Annotated in this window: 20 protein-coding genes and 1 tRNA gene; 8 read left to right on the forward strand and 13 right to left on the reverse strand. The window is 39.6% G+C overall.

Going from position 1 to position 21833, the window contains the following annotated elements; all coding sequences use genetic code 11:
• Positions 1 to 169 precede the first annotated feature (169 nt).
• On the reverse strand, positions 170 to 1360 hold the full coding sequence (locus AC1PJ9_RS17420; protein ID WP_311087949.1) for an MFS transporter: 1191 nt from the start codon (positions 1358 to 1360) through the stop codon (positions 170 to 172).
• Between the two features lie 102 nt (positions 1361 to 1462).
• On the opposite strand from AC1PJ9_RS17420, the gene AC1PJ9_RS17425 reads away from it, so the two are divergent.
• From AC1PJ9_RS17425 to AC1PJ9_RS17450, 6 genes are all read left to right on the forward strand, one after another.
• On the forward strand, positions 1463 to 2374 hold the full coding sequence (locus tag AC1PJ9_RS17425; protein WP_311087950.1) for a LysR family transcriptional regulator: 912 nt from the start codon (positions 1463 to 1465) through the stop codon (positions 2372 to 2374).
• A gap of 299 nt (positions 2375 to 2673) precedes the next feature.
• Positions 2674 to 5319 (forward strand): DNA mismatch repair protein MutS, encoded by a 2646-nt coding sequence (mutS, locus tag AC1PJ9_RS17430; RefSeq protein WP_311087951.1) that lies wholly within the window; start codon positions 2674 to 2676, stop codon positions 5317 to 5319.
• Between the two features lie 64 nt (positions 5320 to 5383).
• Positions 5384 to 5914 (forward strand): GNAT family N-acetyltransferase, encoded by a 531-nt coding sequence (locus tag AC1PJ9_RS17435; protein ID WP_311088074.1) that lies wholly within the window; start codon positions 5384 to 5386, stop codon positions 5912 to 5914.
• Positions 5915 to 6259: 345 nt separating this feature from the next.
• A complete protein-coding gene (gene fdxA / locus AC1PJ9_RS17440; protein ID WP_002051033.1) occupies positions 6260 to 6583 on the forward strand; it encodes a ferredoxin FdxA in 324 nt (107 codons plus the stop codon).
• 131 nt (positions 6584 to 6714) lie between these two features.
• Complete coding sequence (locus tag AC1PJ9_RS17445; protein ID WP_311087952.1) at positions 6715 to 7437, forward strand: D-Ala-D-Ala carboxypeptidase family metallohydrolase; 723 nt, start codon at positions 6715 to 6717, stop codon at positions 7435 to 7437.
• Between the two features lie 198 nt (positions 7438 to 7635).
• Positions 7636 to 8304, forward strand: a complete 669-nt coding sequence (locus AC1PJ9_RS17450) for an O-methyltransferase (RefSeq protein ID WP_002051063.1) — start codon at positions 7636 to 7638, stop codon at positions 8302 to 8304.
• Positions 8305 to 8420: 116 nt separating this feature from the next.
• Here AC1PJ9_RS17450 and AC1PJ9_RS17455 read toward each other — a convergent pair whose 3' ends face one another.
• The 11 genes from AC1PJ9_RS17455 to AC1PJ9_RS17505 all read right to left on the reverse strand — a co-directional run bounded on the left by AC1PJ9_RS17455 (position 8421) and on the right by AC1PJ9_RS17505 (position 19165).
• The gene (locus AC1PJ9_RS17455) at positions 8421 to 9263 is read right to left on the reverse strand and encodes a universal stress protein (RefSeq protein WP_263613338.1); all 843 of its coding nucleotides are present in this window, start codon (positions 9261 to 9263) and stop codon (positions 8421 to 8423) included.
• A gap of 155 nt (positions 9264 to 9418) precedes the next feature.
• Positions 9419 to 10030 carry a DapH/DapD/GlmU-related protein gene (locus AC1PJ9_RS17460; RefSeq protein WP_311087953.1) on the reverse strand — a complete coding sequence of 204 codons (612 nt, stop codon included), beginning with the start codon at positions 10028 to 10030 and terminating at the stop codon, positions 9419 to 9421.
• The gene (locus tag AC1PJ9_RS17465) at positions 10023 to 10622 is read right to left on the reverse strand and encodes an IMPACT family protein (protein ID WP_311087954.1); all 600 of its coding nucleotides are present in this window, start codon (positions 10620 to 10622) and stop codon (positions 10023 to 10025) included. Before AC1PJ9_RS17465 ends, AC1PJ9_RS17460 begins: the two co-directional genes overlap by 8 nt.
• Positions 10623 to 10714: 92 nt before the next feature.
• Entirely contained in the window at positions 10715 to 11905 is a 1191-nt protein-coding gene (locus tag AC1PJ9_RS17470) for a beta-barrel domain-containing protein (RefSeq protein ID WP_263613335.1), read from the reverse strand.
• Between the two features lie 3 nt (positions 11906 to 11908).
• Complete coding sequence (locus AC1PJ9_RS17475; protein WP_311087955.1) at positions 11909 to 14044, reverse strand: type I secretion system permease/ATPase; 2136 nt, start codon at positions 14042 to 14044, stop codon at positions 11909 to 11911.
• On the reverse strand, positions 14041 to 15507 hold the full coding sequence (locus AC1PJ9_RS17480; protein ID WP_409070592.1) for a TolC family protein: 1467 nt from the start codon (positions 15505 to 15507) through the stop codon (positions 14041 to 14043). The genes AC1PJ9_RS17475 and AC1PJ9_RS17480 overlap by 4 nt, the downstream gene beginning before the upstream one ends.
• A 273-nt stretch (positions 15508 to 15780) precedes the next feature.
• Positions 15781 to 16527: an LPS export ABC transporter ATP-binding protein gene (gene lptB / locus AC1PJ9_RS17485; protein ID WP_002051056.1), complete on the reverse strand. Its 747-nt coding sequence runs from the start codon at positions 16525 to 16527 to the stop codon at positions 15781 to 15783.
• On the reverse strand, positions 16527 to 17075 hold the full coding sequence (gene lptA, locus AC1PJ9_RS17490; RefSeq protein ID WP_263613332.1) for a lipopolysaccharide transport periplasmic protein LptA: 549 nt from the start codon (positions 17073 to 17075) through the stop codon (positions 16527 to 16529). Before lptA ends, lptB begins: the two co-directional genes overlap by 1 nt.
• Positions 17059 to 17607 carry an LPS export ABC transporter periplasmic protein LptC gene (gene lptC, locus AC1PJ9_RS17495; RefSeq protein ID WP_263613331.1) on the reverse strand — a complete coding sequence of 183 codons (549 nt, stop codon included), beginning with the start codon at positions 17605 to 17607 and terminating at the stop codon, positions 17059 to 17061. Before lptC ends, lptA begins: the two co-directional genes overlap by 17 nt.
• A 37-nt stretch (positions 17608 to 17644) precedes the next feature.
• Positions 17645 to 18184, reverse strand: a complete 540-nt coding sequence (locus tag AC1PJ9_RS17500) for a KdsC family phosphatase (RefSeq protein WP_004709751.1) — start codon at positions 18182 to 18184, stop codon at positions 17645 to 17647.
• Between the two features lie 3 nt (positions 18185 to 18187).
• Positions 18188 to 19165, reverse strand: a complete 978-nt coding sequence (locus AC1PJ9_RS17505) for a KpsF/GutQ family sugar-phosphate isomerase (RefSeq protein ID WP_039248373.1) — start codon at positions 19163 to 19165, stop codon at positions 18188 to 18190.
• A 214-nt stretch (positions 19166 to 19379) separates the two neighbouring features.
• Between AC1PJ9_RS17505 and cysS the strand changes: the two genes are divergently transcribed.
• Positions 19380 to 20801: a cysteine--tRNA ligase gene (cysS, locus tag AC1PJ9_RS17510; RefSeq protein ID WP_311087956.1), complete on the forward strand. Its 1422-nt coding sequence runs from the start codon at positions 19380 to 19382 to the stop codon at positions 20799 to 20801.
• Between the two features lie 63 nt (positions 20802 to 20864).
• Positions 20865 to 20940 (forward strand) — tRNA-Gly (locus tag AC1PJ9_RS17515).
• 90 nt (positions 20941 to 21030) lie between these two features.
• On the opposite strand, the gene AC1PJ9_RS17520 is transcribed toward AC1PJ9_RS17515, so the two are convergent.
• Complete coding sequence (locus tag AC1PJ9_RS17520) at positions 21031 to 21783, reverse strand: hypothetical protein (protein ID WP_263613328.1); 753 nt, start codon at positions 21781 to 21783, stop codon at positions 21031 to 21033.
• Positions 21784 to 21833: the final 50 nt, after the last annotated feature.

The following is a 21833-nucleotide window of genomic DNA, read 5'->3' on the forward strand; positions in this document are numbered from 1 at the left end:
AATATATTGTCTCTCTATTGAGGCAAGGAAAATTTTAATAAGTATTTGACCTTCAAGGCTCATGTACCAGAACGCCTAAATGTAATTTCAAGAAAATGGGTAATGAGCCAGAGGCCAATTTTTTTTAATCGTCACTATTTTAATGTACGGAAAAATAGTGGCTTTAGAATTAGCTCATGGGCACACGTTTAGCCAGCTTCTTTTGCAGAATAATAACGAGAATTGGGAAGCCTGCTGCTGAAATTGCGGATATCGCCAGTAACTTATTTACACTTTGTGGTGCCATGTCATGGTCTGGTAATAGAAAAACGGATAGGAAAAATGCGACGGTTGTCATCAGATACATGATTGATGTTTGTAATGAAGAGAATCCAGCTCGTTGCCGATCATTAGGAAACTGAATCGTAACCACTGAAGATGACACCAAACGACTGTAAGATGCACCGAGAAATAAACTAATAAATAACGCTGCATGCTCATAGCCTAGCACTGGTATAAGCAAACTTAGTATAAAGACAATAGTTGAACCTGTAGCCAGTACCAAAGCAGAAAAACGGGAGGTTAACGCCCCTGTTATTTTTGTAGATAAATAACCTATCATGCCCCCGCAAAAAAATAGCCAAGGCAGTAGGTCTTGCGAAGCGCCCAACTGTTGAATCATTAAGGGTGCCAAAATAGGAATAACCAGCATAGGGCTAAACTGTACGAGCGCATTAGCAGAGGCAAACAGTAGAGTATCTGCATCTAAAGGCGACGCACTAACCGTATCTAAAGAGACTTGGTCTTTGGGTATAAACGATACAATAAGTGGCAATGCCAACACACACAATGCACTTATGAGCCACAAAGCCACATGCCAACCATAGTGAGTGCATAGAAATAATATGGTGGGCATTCCAACAATACTTACTATTGAAAATGACGCGATCACCGTCGCTAACATTTTCCCCCGTAAATTAGGCGGTGCGTTGTTTATTAATATACTGATACCCACTCCCATGGTGGTACCGCCGACCAACCCTGCACAAAATCGAAGTGCAAGTAGAAGACTAAAACTAGATGTGCAGGTAGTTAAAAGTGTTAGTAGACCCAACAGCGCCATATTGATAATTAAAAACCGCTTTTTATTGAAATGATCAATCCAGTAAAAAGCAATAATTCCTGAAAGGACCGCGCCAAGCGTATACATCCCTGAAACATAACCTGAGAATGATACTGGCACTGCAAAATCTGTCGCCATAAAAACAAAAATAGGATTAAACACCATATATTCCAGTGCATTCGTGAACTGGACGAAAGCAATGACAGTGGCTATCCACATGAGGGCTTTATGATTAAACGTCTGTTTGGCTAGGGACATCGCAGTAACCTATAGATAAAAGATGTCCGAGTTTAACTGCTATCAATAGTATTGATTATATGGTAAAAATTGCATTTATTATTATCAAATATGGGACAATTGATGCGTCCGGCTCTGGATTTTAATACCCTGAAAGTGTTTGTTGCTGTGGTTGAAAGAGAAAGTTTTGTGGGTGCATCGAAACTCCTTGAAATGCCAACATCAAACGTGAGTCGCTGTATTTCTCAGTTAGAAGAAAAACTCGATCTTCAGCTCATTGAGCGCAGCACCCGACATATGAAAGTCACTCAGGCGGGGCAGCTACTCTATACCAGAGCAAAGCCATTACTCGAAGCGCTTGAGCAAACGGAGACAGAGTTAACATTGCGGCAAATGCAGCTCAAAGGTCCTTTACGAATCTGTATTCCCACTGAAATAGGCCCTGCATTGCTAGGTTCTGTGATTGCAGAATTCGCCTGTCAGTATCCAGAACTAGAAATAAGCTGTGTCACAAATTTGTCGGGTTTTGAGTCTCTGCGAGATGATCTGGATTTAGCTATTATTATTAGCCGCGGTCAAATGGATAACAGTGACTACATCGCTCGTCATCTGGTGACTATCCCTTGCACCATTGTGGCAGCTCCTTCTCTCATTCAGCGTTATGGCACGCCTACTCATATCCAGCAATTTGAAGAATTACCGTGTATTACAACAGTCAGTGCGCTCAAAGGTGCTCCTTGGCAATTTGTTAATAAAAAGGATGAGTTCGAGACCATCAAGGTTAAAGGACACTATCGGGTAAACAGCGGAGAAATGGCAGGCCAAGCTGCTGTAGCAGGTGTCGGTTTCGCAATTTTATCGAAACAAGCTTGCCAACCTTATCTTAGTGACGGACGGCTAGTCGAGATAGAGTTTGAACAATCGGCAGCCCCATTGCAATTGTTTGCACTTTATTCAAATCGTCGTTATTTACCCGCTAAAACAAGAGCACTGATTGATTTCATACAGCAGAAATTGAGTGATATATCCTTATAAGGATTATCTTTTCACACACAATCGTAAAACAGTATCTTTCCCCAAAGATCGCTTTCTTTTGCTGTTTATTTCCTCGCTCATTTTAGGAATCCTTTTTGCCAATCAGTCGCAATTTGTTAAGATGGCAACCGTGAGAAATTAAGTTAAGCTCACACACTGTTGACTCAATTTTGACATAAAAAAAGTACACGAAAAGGTATACTTTTTTCTTAGATTAAGTCCAATTCACACAGAAGTTGGTAGAATTGGCTAGATGACCAAACGTAAAATATTATTGATTTTTTAAGGGTTTATTACGCATGAATAGCGCTGAAATCATGGCTGATCTCTCTAACCACACTCCAATGATGCAGCAATATCTCAAGGTCAAAAAAGATTATCAACATGCGTTGCTGTTTTATCGTATGGGCGACTTTTATGAACTTTTCTTTGAAGACGCGCATTTAGCAGCCAAACTTTTAGGAATTACCCTAACCCATCGTGGTAAAGCAAACGGTAACCCAATTCCAATGGCGGGTGTCCCTTACCATTCAGCCGAAGGTTATTTAGCACGTTTGGTAAAAGCAGGCCGCACTGTAGCCATTTGCGAACAAGTCGGTGAAGTCACTGGTAAAGGTCCTGTTGAGCGTAAAGTTGTTCGTATTCTTACACCTGGTACATTAACTGACGACGCACTACTCACAAGCTATCAGTCATCCAACCTTGTTGCGCTATGTATTCATCAAAATCAAATCGGTTTTGCGTTACTTGACTTAAGTGCGGGTATTTTTAAAGTTCAACAACAAGACTACAAACCTGAACAACTTCCAATTGAACTGGCACGCCTCATGCCAAGTGAAATTTTGATTGATGAAGATCTGGTTGATCCGAACATTATCGAACAAATTAAAAAGCATTTAGATTGCCCTGTAACTAAGCGCCCAAATGTAGACTTCAATTTAAATAATGCACAAAAAACCTTATGTGACCAGTTCTCTGTATCAACGCTTTCTGGTTTCGGACTCGATCCATTACCTTTAGCTAAAGCTGCTGCTGCGGCACTTATTCACTATGCCAAAGAAACTCAGAAAACGGCGTTACCGCATATTCGTTCAATTTTGTTGGAACAAAGCACAGACTTTATTGCGCTTGACCCAATCACGCGCCGTAATTTAGAGATTATTGAACCGTTGTTTGAACACGGAACATCATTATTCCAACTGGTGAATGACTGCCAAACTGCAATGGGTGGCCGTTTACTCAGCCGCACACTCATGCAGCCTGTTCGTGATACGGCATTACTCGATGCCCGTTTAGATGCGATTGAACAACTCATTCAAGGCTATCATGAAACTCCAGTTCGCTTAGTGCTAAAAGAAATTGGCGATATTGAACGTGTGCTTAGCCGTGTTGCACTGGGTAGTGCGCGACCACGTGATTTGGTTCAGCTTCGTCATGCTTGCGCGCAAATTCCCTTTTTAAGAAATGCTTTAGCGCCTGTTATTCAATCGAAAAAGTCTAAATTACTAGGACAACTTGATCAGGAATTAGGTGACTTTAAATCGTTGCATCAACATTTAATGGCAGCCATTGTCGAAAATCCGCCTGTATTACTTCGTGATGGCAATGTAATTGCAGAAGGTTATGATGCAGAACTCGATGAATTGCGCCAAATTCGTGATCATGCAGGCCAATTCCTCATTGATTTAGAAATAAAAGAGCGTGAACGCACGGGCATTAATACCTTAAAAATCGGCTATAACCGTGTGAGTGGCTACTACATTGAGCTTACACGTGCTCAAGCTGAGCAAGCCCCTGCCGACTATATTCGCCGTCAAACATTAAAAAATGCAGAGCGTTACATTACGCCTGAGCTAAAAAGCTTTGAAGATAAAGTTTTATCAAGTGAATCTCGTGCATTAGCGCGTGAAAAAGCATTATTTGAAGCTTTACTTGAAAACCTTCGCGAAAATATTGCTCATCTACAAATGATGAGTTCAGCAATTGCACACATTGATGTAATTGCAAACTTTGCTCATCAAGCACGTTTAAACAATTGGGCTCGTCCTGAATTTACCCCAGAAACTGGTATTAAAATTCAAGGTGGTCGTCACCCAGTGGTTGAAGCGTTAAGTAAAGCACCATTTACACCAAATGATACGTTCCTTGATGTTCAGCACCGTATGGCGATTATTACTGGTCCAAACATGGGCGGTAAATCTACTTTTATGCGTCAAACTGCATTAATCAGTTTACTGGCTTACTGTGGTAGTTATGTTCCTGCACGAGCTGCCAAACTTGGCCCTATTGACCGTATTTTTACGCGTATTGGTTCTGCCGATGATTTGTCGACTGGTAAATCGACATTTATGGTCGAGATGACTGAAACTTCACAAATCTTGCACCATGCAACCAATCAGTCTTTGGTGTTAATGGATGAAGTTGGTCGTGGTACTAGTACTTACGATGGACTTTCTTTAGCATGGGCTTGTGTAGTTGATTTAACCAAGCGCGTAAAATGTCTATGTCTATTTGCCACGCACTATTTCGAACTGACTGAGTTAGGTAGTGAAGCAGGAATTGATAACTATCATGTAACGGCACAAGAGTTAAATGGCAACCTGATTTTATTGCATAAAGTTCAACAAGGACCTGCAAGTCAAAGTCACGGTTTACAAGTTGCGAAATTAGCTGGTATTCCTGCTAATGTTATTAAAGAAGCTCAAAAACGTTTACGCATTTTAGAGAAGCAACAACAGCAACACTTACAAACCAGTGTTCAAGATGATTTGTTTGCAACTTTAGATTCGGACGCGAAATCAAATACTCAAGTCATAGAGAAAGTGATTGAAATCGAAGTACCGTCACCTGCTCTAGACTTACTTAAGCAAATTGAAGTCGATAACTTGACGCCTCGCCAAGCACTTGAACAACTTTATGAGCTAAAAGCTGCACTTAAATCATAATTATTGATTGAGCAAACATGTCTATGGGCATGTTTGCTCTTACTTGAAGGAGAATAAAATTTCTATTTTCTTAAGGCCACTACAATACACAGAGATCGATTTAATTTGGCAACAAATTAGTCGACGTGAACTGATTACCCAACTCTACATACAAAAACAAGATCAACTCGAATTAACAGATTGTTTTTATGATGTTAAGCATTGGGATGCATATCATTTAGAAAATGATCCACCAAAATTAAAAGAACTCTATCAACAAGGTGCTTTATTTGTAGGTGCTTTTAATACGGCTGAACAACTCGTGGGCATTAGTGTCGTATCAAATCAACGCATTGCTGATTATCCCGATGCAAAATTACTGCAATATTTTTATGTCGATGCCGATCAACAAGGTCAAGGCATTGGTGCAAAGCTCATGCAAGCGGCAAAAGAATCGGCCAAGCAACTAGGCGCTCTTCAACTTTATATTTCAGCTACGCCAAGTAAACGTACAGTCGACTTTTATATGAAGCATGGTGCGGCAGTATTAAAACATCCAGATCGGCAATTATGGGAGCTTGAACCAGAAGACATTCATTTGCTTTGTATGCTTTAAAGTTCATTATTTAACGATTTTTTGGCTATCAATATGTCATAAAAACAAATTTCAAAGGTGAAAGTTGTATTTAAGGTATCTAATCAAATAGATACCTTGACCCAAATGACATTTAAAGTCATTAGAAAAAATTTATTCAAGCTGTTGTTTTTAAAAACATATTATTATCTTAAATTTACAATTTGGCTGATCTTAAGCCTACAACATTGTTTTAAATATCAAAGTTTTAACTTATCTTCATATGTATAAATAAACAATATCAATAAAAGCAATTGTTTGTTTACCCCTTTTTTGCCTAAAATAAGCTATTCGAAATGAAACCATATTTTTTAGGTAGCTGTCGCCATGACCTTTGTTGTCACTGAAAATTGTATTAAATGTAAATACCAAGATTGCGTAGAAGTTTGTCCTGTAGACTGTTTTTACGAAGGTCCGAATTTCCTAGTGATTAATCCGGATGAATGTATTGACTGCGCATTGTGTGAACCAGAATGCCCTGCAAATGCAATTTTCTCTGAAGATGAGTTACCGGAAGGTCAAGAAGTATTTATTGAATTAAATGCTGAACTTTCTCAAAAATGGCCTAACATTACTCAAATTGGTGACCAACCTGCTGACCGTGAAGAATGGAACGGCAAACCAGATAAGTTACAGTATCTAGAAAAATAATTTCAAAAAAGATCAGCAACTGCTGATCTTTTTTATACCCTATTCAAACATTTCATTGCAAATTCCTCGTAATTTGTGCACTGTTTTGCATTAAAATAGGCGCAATATTTATTAAGCTTTTGATTTTTCTTATGCGGAAGTTTTTGCAGAGTCTGCTGCCCCTATGCATAATCCCTGCGATTATGGTCGGTTGTGCCAGCTCTCCCCAACACACAACAACAGGCAAAACCTCTCCAAGTGGTAAACGCATCTTCATTCCTCAAGAACGCGTTATTATCGAACATCCTATTCCGCCTAAAGTTGAGCCTGCTTCCTATCGCTCTTGGTTAAATGCTGGCGATCATTATGAACGCGTCCGCGAGTATGAAAAATTTCTAGCACGTCATGACGTAGCAGGCATCGTACCAAGTTTTGAATTATTAAGATCAGCTCGTGATTGGCAAAAATGTGGCAGTTCGGAATACGCTGTACCAAACCGCGAACTTTGGAATAATTCTTTATCAACCTTACGTGTCTTTAAATATTTAATTGCTGCCAAAGTTTTAACCGACTTTGAAGTGACTTCGGTTTATCGTGACTTACCTTTAAACCAATGTGCTGGTGGTGCAAGTTCTTCTAAACATTTGTTTAACTCTGCCATCGATTTCCGTATTGGACCAGAAGTTCCACAGCCACAAGACTATGCGTTTATTGAAAACACCAAGTTTAAATTGTGTCAGTTCTGGGCCCAACATGGTCAAAGTTTAAACTTAGGTATTGGTTTATATAGTTCAGGACAAATCCATATTGATACTCAAGGCTATCGTACTTGGGGACCTGACTTAACCCGCAATACTTCAATGTGTAATTTCTAAAATTAAAATCCCTTTATGCATTCAAGTATAAGGGGATTTTTTATTCCTCTCTTTTAAATGCTCTCATAAAGAAACACTCTTAAATTAACTGCTAATTTGTTCATTCCCTAATCAACCAAAATTTCTTAATCCGAAGATTTTTGCACTCTAGTCATAAACGTTTAAAATACGCCTATCAACATACAGGTAAATTTGACTATGCAGCAGTTGTGGACAGACATTGACGAATATATCGACTCACATTTAATTCCCGAAGATCCTCGACTCGACTTTGCATTAAAAAATACCGACGAACACGGCTTTTCAAATCATCTTGCAGTTGCTCCAAACCAAGGGATGTTCTTGCAAATGCTCATTCAGATGAATAAGTGCAAGCGTGTCTTAGAAATTGGAACCTTTGCTGCTTACAGTACGATTTGGTTAGGACGCGCACTCCCTGAAGATGGCTATTTACTTACCATTGAAGGCCGTGATACTCACGCAGAAATGGCTCAAAAAAATATCGACCATGCCAATCTTCCTGTAAAAGTTGAGCTAAAAGCAGGCCGCGCTGCAGATATACTTTCTGCAATTGACCCACAGTCAATTGAACCTTTTGATTTTATTTTCATTGATGCTGATAAACAGGGCTATCCAGAATATCTAGAACTCAGCCTTAAGTTCTCAAAATCAGGCACGATTATTGTGCTAGACAATGTCATTCGTGCTGGTGATATTTTGAATCCTGAAAACAAAAAACCAAGTATTGAAGGTATCCGTGAAACCTTTAAAGCTCTAGAAAACCACCCGCAAATTCTGTCTTGCACAGCTTTGCAAACGGTTGGCTCAAAAGGTCATGACGGCTTCGCGATTGCAATTGTGAAATAATGATCAAAAAATCATCTTTTTTATTTTATTATTTATAATCAATCAATTACTTTTATTACCCTTGCTTTTCCATATAGTTATCCACAAGATTTGCGGATAACTATATGCTGATCTCATCATTTAGCCACAAGTAAAGGCACAGTCGCGTTCCGGAAGATGGTCGTTGCAATACTTCCCAAGAAGAACTGATGAATTTTGCTATGGCTAAATGCACCGAGCACAATAATTTGAATGCCGTGCTCTTGTTGATATTCAAGAATATTTTGGGCTACATCACCATATCGGTAAACAGTCACTACATCTAGGCCTGCTTCTTTCAGGTAATGCTCTGGCTCATTCAATATTTCAGGATGGTCGCCCACATATACTAAATGGCACTGTAAAGTCCGTAATAGATCACTTTGTGCAATACGGCGCATCATTTTTTGACACGTAGGAGAATATTCATAGGCGAATATAAAACGAGTCGGTACTTTGAAGTTTTCGCCAATCGTCAAAACTGTGCAATTTGCGCCTCGAATAAAGTTCTCGACATTACTACCAATAGGTTTATGTTTTTCGGCAGCTCGTTCACCCACCCTACCCAAAATAACAATATCGTTTTCATGTAAGAGATTAAAACTTTGCTCTAGAAAATCCCCTTTTTCCTGAATTTTTGAGCAAGTGATACCGTGTTTTTCTTTAATTAAGTCAGAGATATGTCTAAGTAAATTATTGCTGTAATCTAAAGCGAGTTCACTTTGCTTTTGCTCTAATTCAGCCAACTCTTTAAGCAACATTGCATTGCTTTCAAAGCCGATTACACCGCTAATTTCACCTAAGTGATAACTTGCTGGGTAATAATCTAGAATTTGTAATAACACAAGCTCTCGTCCAGTCGCTTTCGCAACCCAAGCCGCTGCATCTGCAATAGCATTAATACAAGGTGATGAGTCAATACACGCAATCACACGGTTCATTTTTGCCTCTCTTCTTCAGGTCTATTTGCCTTGGAGATTTTTCTATAACTTAGCTTTAACTTAACATAGATAAAAATCCGTATGTTAAGGTTTATGTATTAAAATCCGCTTTTTTGTTTATAGATCAAACATTTTATTACACTCTTAAGACTGTATTATTCTCTTAAACGGATAAATTTTGCTGGGTTTCCCCCCACAATATGGTAGGGTTCGACATCCTTGGTGACCATACTATTCATACCAATAACGGCGTGTTTACCAATTTTAATACCGTCTTTAATTCCAACATGCGCCCCCAGCCAAACATCTTTTTCAATTTCGATTCCCTGAGATCGAACAGGTTGTTGGTAAAGCGGGCGGTCTAGTTGCATACCATGATCAAATGCATAGAGATGACAATAAGCAGCTATACGCACTTGATCATGTAGTTTGATACCAGCTCGACCACCATCTAATATACAATGATGGTTAATTGCGACTTCATTACCAATCTCAAGCGGTCCATGCAAACTACAGTCAGCCGCAATAAAACAATTATCACCAATCGTAATTTTGCGACCCGGCTCGGCAAAAATATGGGCTAACGGTGAAATAAAACAGTTCTCTCCTATCTCAACTGTTTCCATATCCATTAAATACGCCTGATATTCTTTTTGCCATTCTTCTGCCCAAGCGCGATGTTTAGGCTTTAGCGTCCAATATAGCCATGGCATATAATTTAAACGGTGCTTATGTTGCTCACGGTATTTGAGTAAGGAGTCAGTCATCAGTTAATTCCTCCTCAACTTTTAATTCTTCACGGCCACGAGTGACATCGCGGAGCTTCAAGGCAAGTGGTTCAATTTGGTGGACTTGCAGTCTCGCTTCAATATCTACACCTGTTGCGGTATAAGTTTCCTGATATTCTATTTGCTGCTGCGTAAGCTCATATTGAAAAATTGCCCATTCATTAAAATGACAAGAAAAGTGAATGGTTTTCTTTGCAATGAGTTCAATTCGCTCAGCTAATAATAATGATTGCCCAGCACAACCGCCATAAGCCCGTACTAAACCACCTGTTCCCAGTTTTATACCGCCATACCAGCGGTTCACCATAACGATGATATTCGTTAAGTCATTACCTTCAATCGTAGCCAAGATTGGACGTCCTGCTGTACCAGATGGCTCACCATCATCATTAAAGCGAACGTTATGTCCAATTTTCCACGCCCAACATTGATGGGTGGTCGATATATCTTTATTTAGTTCTAAAAATTCTTTCACTTGCTGTTCATTTTCTACTGGCGCAGCAATCGCCTGAAATCTACTTTTTTTAATTTCTTCTTCAAATGTAACCGGTGCTGCAATCGTAAAAGCCATAAATTAAATAAAGCATAATAAAAATCAAATTATAGCGTGAATTTAGTAGAAGCAAACCCATAAAAAAGCCCCGAATTTCGGGGCTTTTACTATTATCTTTCTCGTAATGCTTCTTTCGCTTTATTAAACGGTTTAAGCAAGTAGTCGAGTACAGTTTTCTCACCAGTACGAATATCTACCGTTGCCACCATACCCGGTGTAATACCAAAAGCTTTACCTTGTTTATTGTAGAGCTTATCTGTATCAGTTCGAATATAAACGCGATAGTAGAATTGATCTTGTTTAACTTCATCACGAATTGTGTCTGGAGAAATAACGGTAACTTTACCTTTTAAGCCACCATAAATTGAATAGTCATAAGCTGTAATCTTCACTAAAGCTTCTTGACCAGGACGAATGAACGCAATATCACGTGGCAAAATACGTGCTTCAATGAGCAACTGTTCATCAATTGGAACAATCGTCATTAACTTACCATTTTGCGGAACGACACCACCATGCGTTGTCACTGTAATTTCTTTTACAACGCCGCGCACAGGTGCTCTAAATACAGCACGCTCTAAACTGTCATTACGCCCCATCACGACTTGTTGTTGAGTTTGGCTATCAGTATTTGCTTTAGATAACTCTTCACGAGCTTTAACGTAATATTGGTTACGTGCATCATTCATTTTATTGCGTAAATCATTCGCTTCACGGCGTAAGCGTAAAACCTCGACTTCACTGGCAGCACCTTTAGCAACCAAAGGTTCAGTCATGGCGAGTTCTTGTTGAACCAACTCTAATGCTTGCTTTAAACCTGAAAGCGTTTGCTGTAAATCAGCTCTACGAGACTCATACAATGCTGTTTCTTCATGCACAAGCTTTGGATCTTTCGCTACAATTTCAGGAAAAACTAACGGTGTACCGTTTACTTCTGCACGTAAACGCGCTGCGGTTGCCTGAGCTGCAATCAATAAAGATCTCGACTCACCTACATTTGACGCAAAACGGGTTGGGTCCAATTGAGCAAGGATTTCGCCTTTTTGAACAATGTCACCTTCTTGTACATTCAGCTTAGTTAAAATACCACCCTCTAAAGACTGGATGACCTGTTCTTTAGACGATGGAATAACCTTACCTGTACCTGTAGATACTTCTTCTAACTGGAAAAACCATGCCCAAATAAACAAACTAACGAGCCCAATACCTACAATCCAAATCACTAAACTGGCACGCGGTAATGGTGGTTCACTATAAGATACATTCATTGAACGGGTGAGTTCTTGTTGTTGTTCGCTCATGAATTATCCCCCTTGGCTTACTTGTTTTTGTTGGGCTGTTGATTGATTAAGTACCTGATCTCTTGGCCCATCCATTACGATCTTGCCCTCATTCACGACAATAATACGATCAACCAGTTCTAAAACAGCGCGGCGGTGTGTTGCCACAATCAATGTACGATGCGCCAGCCAGCCTTTTAGATGATCAATCAGTTGCTTCTCGGCAACATCATCAATGGCTGCTGTTGGTTCATCGAGCAATAGAATATTCGGTTGACGAATTAATAAACGTGCAAGTAATAAAGCTTGTTTTTGACCACCAGAGAAACCGACACCACCTTCTAAAATTAAGTGATCTAGCCCTTCTTTCTTCTCTTGAATGAAAGGTAATGCACCTGTCACGACCAAAGCACGAAGAATATCTTCATCGGTTGCAAGCGGTGCACCCAAGGTCAAGTTTTCACGGATTGTTCCGTAGAATAAATGGGCATTTTGGTTTAGTAATCCCATATCACGGCGTACATCAGATGGGTCAATTAAAGAAAGATCTAAACCATCTAAATGCACAGCACCTTGAGTTGGAGATTGCATGCCAGATAAAAGCTGAAGCAAGGTTGACTTACCAGCACCATTACGGCCTAAAACTGCAATTTTTTCACCAGCACGAATTTGCAAATGACGAATTGCAAGACTTGGTTTTGGGTCGTCATCACCATATTGGAACATCACATTTTTTAATTCGTAATTACCGTTTAAAACAGCTTTATGAACTAAATGAGCACGATCAGCCTGATCAATTGGACGTTGCATGAGCTCATCGAGACTTTGTTTCGCAACTTTTGCTTGCTGTAAACGACCTAAAACCCCTGTAATTTGGGCAATTGGTGCCAACATACGTGAAGAAAGAATTGAACACGCAACGAGCGCACCCGTGGTCATTTCCCCTTCCATTACCGCAAAACAGCCAACTAACACCACAATAGCGTAAGTTAACCCCTGAACCATTTGGGTCCAAGCCATTAAGGTACCTACAATTTTACGCTGTTTCATACCAATGTCGGCTGAAACTTCGTTCATGTGGTTCCACTGATTTTGGAAACGTGATTCAGCGCGTAATAGCTTGATGTCTTCAATACCCTGCACCGCTTCTACAAGAATTGCGTTACGGATTGAAGATTCTCTCATCCCTTCTTGAGCAAGCTGGGCCAATTTCTTTTGCACCAGAATACCCGGCAAGATCATCAAAGGCACAACAAGCAACATGACCCAGAATATTTTCCCACCAATAATCGCAAAGATAATCAGGAATAAGAAAAAGAATGGAAAATCTGCAATTGCACTAATAGTGGTCGAAGTCACCAGTTCACGAACACCTTCGAGTTCACGAATCTGGGAAATAAAACTACCTGTAGATTTCGAGCGATCTTTATTTTTAATGCGTAAAGCATGGCCAAATACACGGTCTGAGACACGTAAGTCAGCACGTTTACCAATAATATCGGATAAATATACCCTCGAAACACGCAAGGTAAACTCAAACAGAGCCGCGATCAGTACACCACCTGCCAGTACCCATAAAGTCGGAATCGACTGAGATGGCACAACACGGTCATAGACTTGCATCGAGAAAATAATGGTTGCCAGTGCCAAAATATTGGCAATTAAAGAGGCAAACATAATATCGATATAACGCTTCCAGTCTCTTAAAACGATGGACCAGAACCAGTTTGCTTCGTACGGCTTGATATATTCATCAATACGCGCATCTGGAATAGACGTTTCTGGACGCAAAATATAGACATTTTTCAGTGTCGTTTTTAAAACGTCTAATGATAAATTTTGAGAAAGGCCCTGATCTCCACTGAACTGGATACTGACATTGCCTTGCGTATCTGCTTTATCGATTACACCAACTTGCCCATCATTAAACTCCACCATAACCGGCAAACGCCATGGATTTAACAAGTCTAAAGAAAAGGGTGCCTTACGAAGAATTAAACCGACCTGACGTGTCATTAACTGTAAGACATCGTCTAGATTCTGGTTTTGGTTCCAATCAAGTTGTAAACGAATTCTTTCTTCTGACGGTTCTATTCGATAGTGTTTGGCAATAGTTAAGACCGCCTGTAACCAAGGCTGGTAATTTATTTTTGTCATCATGGTTGTACTTCGAACCCCTGAATTGAAATATTATTTAAGCCATAGGCTTGGCGGGAACGTCCTGTTGCTGCAATGTACTGAACAATGCTGTTATAAATGTCATAACGTGCTGATTCGAGTTCTGAGTTTGCACTATGAATGGCTTGTTCAGCATTTAATAAATCGACCAGTGAGCGAGTACCGAGCTTATATTGTTCTTGGTACAGTTCACGTGTACGAACCGTCGTTGCTTGGCGGCTTACCAAAACCTGCATTTGACGTTGTTTATTTTCAATTTGTTCACGACTTGTTCTAATTTGGTCTAACACATCTAAATAAACAGAATTGACTTTAGATTTAGCTGCTTCTTCTGCATAACTTGCCATTTTTACTTGTGAAGCGGTTGCACCACCTTGGTAAAACTGACTTGTTGCTTCAAGCATAACCGAACTATATAAACCATCATCCTTGTCATTATTTGGGTTTTTACCGTTAAGCGCCTGACTGACTGAGCCTTTCACGGCTAAGGTCGGATAGCGTGTTAAACGGGTTTGTTCTTTTTGTGCTTTAGCGACCTCAACACTTGCCTGCGCGGCAATCATTTTAGGAATAGTATTAAATTCAGGCTCACCATAAAGATCAGATTGCTTAACTAGATCTTCGGAAATAATCCATCCAGTACGAGTAACATCTGCACCGAGTAGTGTTCTTAAATGCTGTTGATACTGGCGTAACAATGATTGCTGAGCAATCAGGGTAGACTGCGCTGCTTGTAAGTATGACTGCGCCTGAATTGGGTCTGCCTGACTCGCGACACCAGCGTTTGCACGTAGATTAGCAATGTCTTGAATACGTTGAATACCGGCAATTTGCTGTTCAGCAATTTTATTAAGCTGAAGATAACGCTGAATATTGACAATAGTTTGTGCAACATCCAAAGCTAGAGTATCAACACTGACCAAAACATTGGCTTGTTCAACTTGAACCTTAGCTTGCTCAACATCAACACCTGATTTGACTTTACCAAAGTCATAAAGCATTTGAGTGGCACTTAAAGTAAGTAGCTGCCTACCACGTTCTCCACTGCTTAAATCACCAGTTGAAATCCCGCCTGCTAGCTGGGGATAGTAACCGGCTTTAGCAACGTCAACTCCTGAATTTTGACCCGCTAAAGTTGCAATAGATTGTGAAATATCTGGACTACGCTGAATGGCAATTTTTACCGCATCTTGCAACGTCATCGTTCGAGATGGCAAGTTAGAAAAAGATGAAGCCGACTTATCATTAAGTTGAACAGTTGGAAATTCCTGCACAATAGAACGATCTAGCTTGAAATTACTCAGCTCGTGCATCTTGGCAACTTTGAAATCATCACTACTTTTAGGGACAAAAAGTTGTGACAAGTTTTCTTTCAGGGTGTGGTATTGCTCACTTGGTTTAGCAGCATATATCACAACAGGTACATGTAGTGTACTTAGAAGCATCAGCCCTTTCAGGAAAGCCTGCTTTCTACATTTCCCTTCTACTCTTCTTTGGTTATATCCAATCATGCTTATCTTGTTGATCTTGTTTGTTATCGTTTAAAAGCATCTCCATTCTACATAGTTTTTCAATGAAAACAGCATAATTGGTCGAATAAATCACACATTATTTTTTTATTAAATGATTGGTATATGTAATTGTTTTTATTTACAAAACCTCAAAAAACAAAAAAGAGGCCTTGACCTCTTTTTAACCAATTAGATTAATGACTTCAATTAAACTGTAAAATCATCACCCAAATAGACTTTACGTACTTGTTCGTTGTCTAAAATTTCTTGTGGTGTGCCTTCAGCAATCACTGAGCCTTCACTTACGATATAAGCACGCTCACAGATCGCTAAAGTTTCACGAACGTTGTGATCGGTAATGAGTACACCAATGCCACGGTCTTTTAGGGTCTGGATAATATCTTTAATATCACCCACTGAAATTGGGTCGACACCAGCAAACGGTTCATCCAAGAGCATAAATTTAGGGTCTGCTGCCAAAGCACGCGCAATTTCCGCACGGCGGCGCTCACCACCCGATACACTCATTCCTAATGAATCTTTAATATGGCTAATTTTAAAGTCATTTAGCAACTCATGAAGACGCTGTTGACGTTGCTGCTTATTCAAATCTTTACGCGTCTCTAAGATCGACATAATATTTTCAGCAATCGTCAATTTTCTAAAGATAGAAGCTTCTTGAGGCAAATAACCAATACCTTTACGTGCACGCTCATGCATCGCTAGGTCTGACATATCCAAGTCATCAAGATGAATCTCGCCCTTATCCATACGCACAAGTCCAACGACCATATAGAAACTGGTCGTTTTTCCGGCACCGTTAGGACCAAGCAAACCAACAATCTGTCCACTTTGCATACTAAAAGAGACGTCTTTGACAACCCAACGCTTACTATAGTTTTTGGCTAAGTGTTTAATACACAAAGTTTGCGGTTGTTGAAGAGCTTGCTGCATTAGTCACGCGCTCCTGGGAAACTTTTAGAACTTGAAGGTGGAATAATAATTTGTACGCGGTTTGAAGTAGAACCTTGAGCTTCAACATCGCCTTTATTCATACTATATTTCAGAGAGTTACCACGAATACTTGAACCATCTTGATATAAGTATGCGCCACCAGACAAAGTAATAATGCCTGTGTCTGCATTATAGACAATGGTTTGTCCTTCACCACGTGCAACACCTTTATTGGCACTGATTTGCTGCTGGAACTTAGCTGGACGACCTTTTGCGGTAATCACTTGAATTTCACGTTTCGAGTTTAGATTCGCAACAATTGAGTCAGCTTGAAGCTTCATCGTACCTTGCTCAATCACAACATTACCTGTGTAAGTCGTCAAACCAGTTTTGTCATTATAAGTTGCACGGTCTGCGACCAATGAAATTTGTTGATTACGGTCAGACGGCAAAGCAAAAGTCGAAGCAGATGATAAAGCAACGAATGTAATTACCGCAGCTTGTTTTAGGAAAGCTGAAGAACGTTTTAAATTAAGACTTTGGTGCATACTTTCCTCGAATATTAAAAAATTCGTACTGACCGTTATTCAAATTGCCTTTTAATCCTTTACTCACAAACTCGCCTTGCGGAGATTGAACAATCACTTGATGATTTGTTTCAATATCTCGAGTCTTTGGATAACCAGTTAATTCATCAGTTTGGAACTCAATTGTTCCTTGAGGTGCAATCTTGGTTGCGACCACATCACCCGATAAAACAACCTTTTGATTATCATCATAGCCATAAGCTTGTTTAGCAAAGAATGTTGCATCAACTTTACCTAATTTATACATAGAGGCATTAAGTTGATCCAACTTTGACGTTTTTTGTTGCATATCCTGCTCAAGCTGACGAACTTCAGCACGAATATACAAATTGCCTTTGTCATCAGTTTGAGTCAAATGGACGCCCTGCGCCGAATAAGTCATATTCTTCGCCGAACCAATGTCCAGTTTTTTTGCCTTGCCACTATAGTAGTAGTAACCACCACTCACAGCAGCAACGACTACAGCAACAATATATAAAACTCTGGTATCCATGAGCAGGAATAGCCTACCTTTTTAAGTAATCTTGTTATTAATGCGGTACTGCAAGATATTTTTCAAGAAGTTCTTGGTAAATGCCTTTTGCGATCAGCAACATATCACAGACTTCACGAACAGCTCCACGACCACCCATTGCTTGGGTCACCAAGTGCGCACGGCGGCGTACTTCTTCATGTCCATTTGGAACCGTAACACTCATTCCGGCAATCGCAAATGCTGAGAGATCTGGCCAATCATCGCCCATATATAAGCAATCTGAAGGCAAAATATTAAACTGTGCACAAGCTTCGCGAAGTGCTGAGCCTTTATCTTCACGACCTTGAAAAACTAAATCAACACCTAAGTCAGACATGCGTTTATCGACGATATTACTTTTTCGGCCTGTTATGATGATGACTTTCATACCCGCTTGCTGCGCAAGTTTCATACCCAAACCATCACGAATATCGAATGATTTAATTTCATCGCCCGTGTTGGTTAACGTAACAAAGCCATCACTCAAAATACCATCAACATCCAGAACCAATGCCTGCAAATGACGTGCTTGTTCTAACAATGCATACGATGCCATGGATTAATTCACCCCTGCCTGAATAAGATCATGCATACTAATTACACCAATCACTTTATTTTGGTCGTCGACCACCACAAACTGACTGATTTTTTTCTGGTTAAGTTGTTGTAATGCCTCTACAGCACGTGCTTCTTGAGAAATAGTTGACGGTTTTTTTGTCATTACTTCAGACACAGGTAAATTCACATCAAACCCTTGCTGTTTATCGATGAGACGACGTAAGTCCCCATCTGTAAAAATACCAAGCAAGTGGTCTTGTTCATCAACAATTGTTGTTAAACCTAAACGCTTATTTGAAATCTCATAAAGCACTTGATTCATTGGAGTCTCAGGTGAAACTTTTGGTAACTCTTCACCTGTATGCATTAAATGTTTTACATGTAAAAGCAAACGCTTACCTAATGCACCTGCCGGATGCGAACGTGCAAAGTCATCAGCAGTAAAACCCCGTGCTTCAAGCAAAGCAACCGCTAATGCATCGCCTAAAACCAAAGTCGCTGTCGTACTTGAAGTTGGTGCCAAGCCTAAAGGACAAGCTTCGTCGGACTCACCTAAGGTTAAAGCGATATCAGCATTTTGCGGCATTGGGCCTTTATCATCACGGCTAATGGTAATCATCGGTACGCCGAGATGTTTAATAAGAGGCATCAGCATCATGATTTCATCGCTTTTTCCTGAATTGGAAATTGCAATAAGTACATCACCGCGAACTAGCATGCCTAAATCGCCATGGCCTGCTTCACCAGGATGCATAAAGAAAGACGGCGTACCTGTAGAGGCAAATGTTGCCGCCATTTTTCGACCAATATGCCCAGATTTACCCATCCCTGTAATCACAACACGACCTTTACACTGCAACAGTACTTCGCAAGCACGGTTAAAACGGTCATCAATTTGTGTTGCTAATACATCTATGGCTTGTTGCTCAATACGCAATGTAGCTAATGCACTGCTTTGGAAATCTGTAGGATTAGGCATACGAGTTTGACTCAAAATAATTGATCTGATCTCTCAATTGAGATCGGTGATTTTAATCAAAAGATTTGGGGGCATTCTAGCATAACTCAATCAGTTACACGTTTTTAAATGTATAAGATTTCACAAGCTTATAAAATTAATGCATAAAACTTTTTTAAAAATGATGCTTAAGTTATGATGTAACACTATTTTTGTTGAGTGTTTGAAAACCCTTATGCAACCGTTTGTTTTATATAACTCTGAGCAACGAAAAAAAGTTGAATTTGTACCTCGCAAAGAAGGTCACATCGATATGTACGTCTGCGGTATGACCGTTTACGACTACTGTCATATCGGGCACGCTCGAGTTATGGTTGCATTTGACTACATTATTCGTTTCTTGCGTAGTCAAGGCTGGAAAGTTCGCTACATTCGCAACATTACCGACATTGACGACAAAATCATCAAACGTGCAAATGAGAATGGTGAAACAATTCAACAACTCACCACTCGTTTCATCGACGCTATGAATGAAGATGCAGCAAACTTAGGCTGTTTAGCTCCAGATGAAGCACCGAAAGCGACTGAATATATTGAGCAGATGCAAAATATGATTGGCAATCTAGTCAATAAAGGTTCTGCTTACCCTGCTTCAAACGGCGATGTTTATTTTGAAGTTACCAAATTTGAAAAGTATGGTCGCCTCTCTGGCCGTAAGCTTGATGATATGCAAGCTGGCGCAAGTGAGCGTGTTGATGTAGAAGTTGAAAAGAAACATCCTTTTGACTTTGTACTTTGGAAACATGCTAAAGAAAATGAACCATCTTGGGCATCTCCTTGGGGTAATGGTCGTCCGGGTTGGCACATCGAATGTTCCGCAATGTCGACTTGCTGCCTAGGCAATCACTTTGACATTCATGGTGGTGGTTCAGATTTAATGTTCCCGCACCATGAAAATGAAATTGCGCAAAGTGAAGCTTCGACTGGTGAACAGTATGTAAATTACTGGATGCATGTTGGCTTTATTAATGTTGATGGCGAAAAGATGTCTAAGTCTTTAGGCAACTTCTTTACGATTCGTGACGTGATGGAGAAGTTCCACCCTGAAGTGATCCGCTACTTTATTGTGTCTTCACACTACCGTAGTCCTGTGAATTTCTCAGATGTAGCGCTTAAAGAAGCAAAAACTTCTTTAACTCGTTTCTATCATTCATTTAAAGCTTATCAACAAGTGTATGGTCAAACGACAACTGAAACGCTTGATCAAAGCTTTATTGAACGTTTTAACAATGCGATGTGTGATGATTTCAATACTGCTGAAGCAATGGCGGTATTGTTTGAACTCAACAAAGAGTTAAACCGTGCTGTAAAAGAAGAGCAAGCTGACCAAGCGACTGTGCTTTATTCGACATTACGTCACCTCACCAACATTTTAGGTTTGGTACAACACAATGTAGATGATTTCTTAAAATCAGATATTGGACAAGAAGCGCTTGCTTTGTCTGATGCTGAAATTGAAGATTTCATTCAACAACGTGTTGATGCGAAAAAAGCTAAAGACTTTGCGAAAGCAGATGCTATTCGTCAGTCTTTGCTCGACCAAGGTGTTGTACTTGAAGACACTCGCCAAGGTACAGTTTGGCGTCGTGCTGATTAAACGTTCAATTAGATCACAAGAGTGTTGACACTTTAATGAAACACTCTATAATGTGCTCACATTGCGGGAATAGCTCAGTTGGTAGAGCATAACCTTGCCAAGGTTGGGGTCGCGAGTTCGAGTCTCGTTTCCCGCTCCAAAATTTGAAAACCACTTAATTCGAAAGAATTAGGTGGTTTTTTATTGGCTATTAATTAGCTTTGATTAATTAAAAAATATTTGCGACATTTCACTTAACTTGTGGATACATCAAATTCATAAAATTATAAGCATTTGTAAAACCATCAAGATAAATAGTCTCCTCATATGTATCACCAAATTCATGGAATCTAGTCCTCATTATTTCTCCTCTCTTCATCTGTTCTATGATATTGGCAGCTTGTGAACCGATAAAAATAGATGTAGTTTTTAAAGGAGTATTTTTATCAACTCTTACATAGTGATCGATTAAAGGATTAAGCTTATCTGGCTCATTACTTACTGAAAAAACTAAGCCATGTTTGGCAGATTTTAAGATCATAATTGCATATTTTGTTATCGAACAATTTCTGATAGTTGTTATTTGATCTATATAGCAAACAACTTTCCAGCCGTCGCCAAAAGGATCATCTTCACCAGCAACTGGAAATACAGCCACTATTTCTTTCTGACTTAAAGTTCTATACATGTAATTTCCATCAGGAAATTCTTTTATCTCAAAATACTCATTTTTCTCAGTATCTTTCTTAATAATTGAATCCCCATATGCTGGCAACATCCCCAGTTTTTTCAGTTCACTTCTTGACACATCTTCAAATTCAGTTTTTCTCTGCTTATCTTCTAGCTTCTCTCTTAAAGTTGTCGACTCTGAATTGGCTGGATGAGTATATGAACCTTCCGAAAGTGTTTTACTTAAATTACTCAGCCTATCCCAATCCTCAGCATAAGAGTTTGAAAAATAAAAAATGCATAATAGACCAAATATTAAATTTATTCTTTTCATGAAATTACCTATATTTCTTAATAATATTTAACAAGTGGTTAATAAAGGCA

Source organism: Acinetobacter sp. 70_2 (genome assembly GCF_056736115.1).

Coding starts and splice junctions, on each gene's coding strand:
- AC1PJ9_RS17445 (WP_311087952.1), top strand. CDS start 6,715: ATGCGGAAGTTTTTGCAGAGTCTGCTGCCCCTATGCATAATCCCTGCG.
- AC1PJ9_RS17470 (WP_263613335.1), bottom strand. CDS start 11,905: ATGAGCGAACAACAACAAGAACTCACCCGTTCAATGAATGTATCTTAT.
- cysS (WP_311087956.1), top strand. CDS start 19,380: ATGCAACCGTTTGTTTTATATAACTCTGAGCAACGAAAAAAAGTTGAA.
- AC1PJ9_RS17480 (WP_409070592.1), bottom strand. CDS start 15,507: ATGCTTCTAAGTACACTACATGTACCTGTTGTGATATATGCTGCTAAA.
- fdxA (WP_002051033.1), top strand. CDS start 6,260: ATGACCTTTGTTGTCACTGAAAATTGTATTAAATGTAAATACCAAGAT.
- AC1PJ9_RS17420 (WP_311087949.1), bottom strand. CDS start 1,360: ATGTCCCTAGCCAAACAGACGTTTAATCATAAAGCCCTCATGTGGATA.
- AC1PJ9_RS17465 (WP_311087954.1), bottom strand. CDS start 10,622: ATGGCTTTTACGATTGCAGCACCGGTTACATTTGAAGAAGAAATTAAA.
- AC1PJ9_RS17425 (WP_311087950.1), top strand. CDS start 1,463: ATGCGTCCGGCTCTGGATTTTAATACCCTGAAAGTGTTTGTTGCTGTG.
- AC1PJ9_RS17520 (WP_263613328.1), bottom strand. CDS start 21,783: ATGAAAAGAATAAATTTAATATTTGGTCTATTATGCATTTTTTATTTT.
- lptB (WP_002051056.1), bottom strand. CDS start 16,527: ATGCAGCAAGCTCTTCAACAACCGCAAACTTTGTGTATTAAACACTTA.
- AC1PJ9_RS17475 (WP_311087955.1), bottom strand. CDS start 14,044: ATGATGACAAAAATAAATTACCAGCCTTGGTTACAGGCGGTCTTAACT.
- AC1PJ9_RS17460 (WP_311087953.1), bottom strand. CDS start 10,030: ATGACTGACTCCTTACTCAAATACCGTGAGCAACATAAGCACCGTTTA.
- AC1PJ9_RS17500 (WP_004709751.1), bottom strand. CDS start 18,184: ATGGCATCGTATGCATTGTTAGAACAAGCACGTCATTTGCAGGCATTG.
- lptA (WP_263613332.1), bottom strand. CDS start 17,075: ATGCACCAAAGTCTTAATTTAAAACGTTCTTCAGCTTTCCTAAAACAA.
- AC1PJ9_RS17450 (WP_002051063.1), top strand. CDS start 7,636: ATGCAGCAGTTGTGGACAGACATTGACGAATATATCGACTCACATTTA.
- AC1PJ9_RS17455 (WP_263613338.1), bottom strand. CDS start 9,263: ATGAACCGTGTGATTGCGTGTATTGACTCATCACCTTGTATTAATGCT.
- mutS (WP_311087951.1), top strand. CDS start 2,674: ATGAATAGCGCTGAAATCATGGCTGATCTCTCTAACCACACTCCAATG.
- lptC (WP_263613331.1), bottom strand. CDS start 17,607: ATGGATACCAGAGTTTTATATATTGTTGCTGTAGTCGTTGCTGCTGTG.
- AC1PJ9_RS17505 (WP_039248373.1), bottom strand. CDS start 19,165: ATGCCTAATCCTACAGATTTCCAAAGCAGTGCATTAGCTACATTGCGT.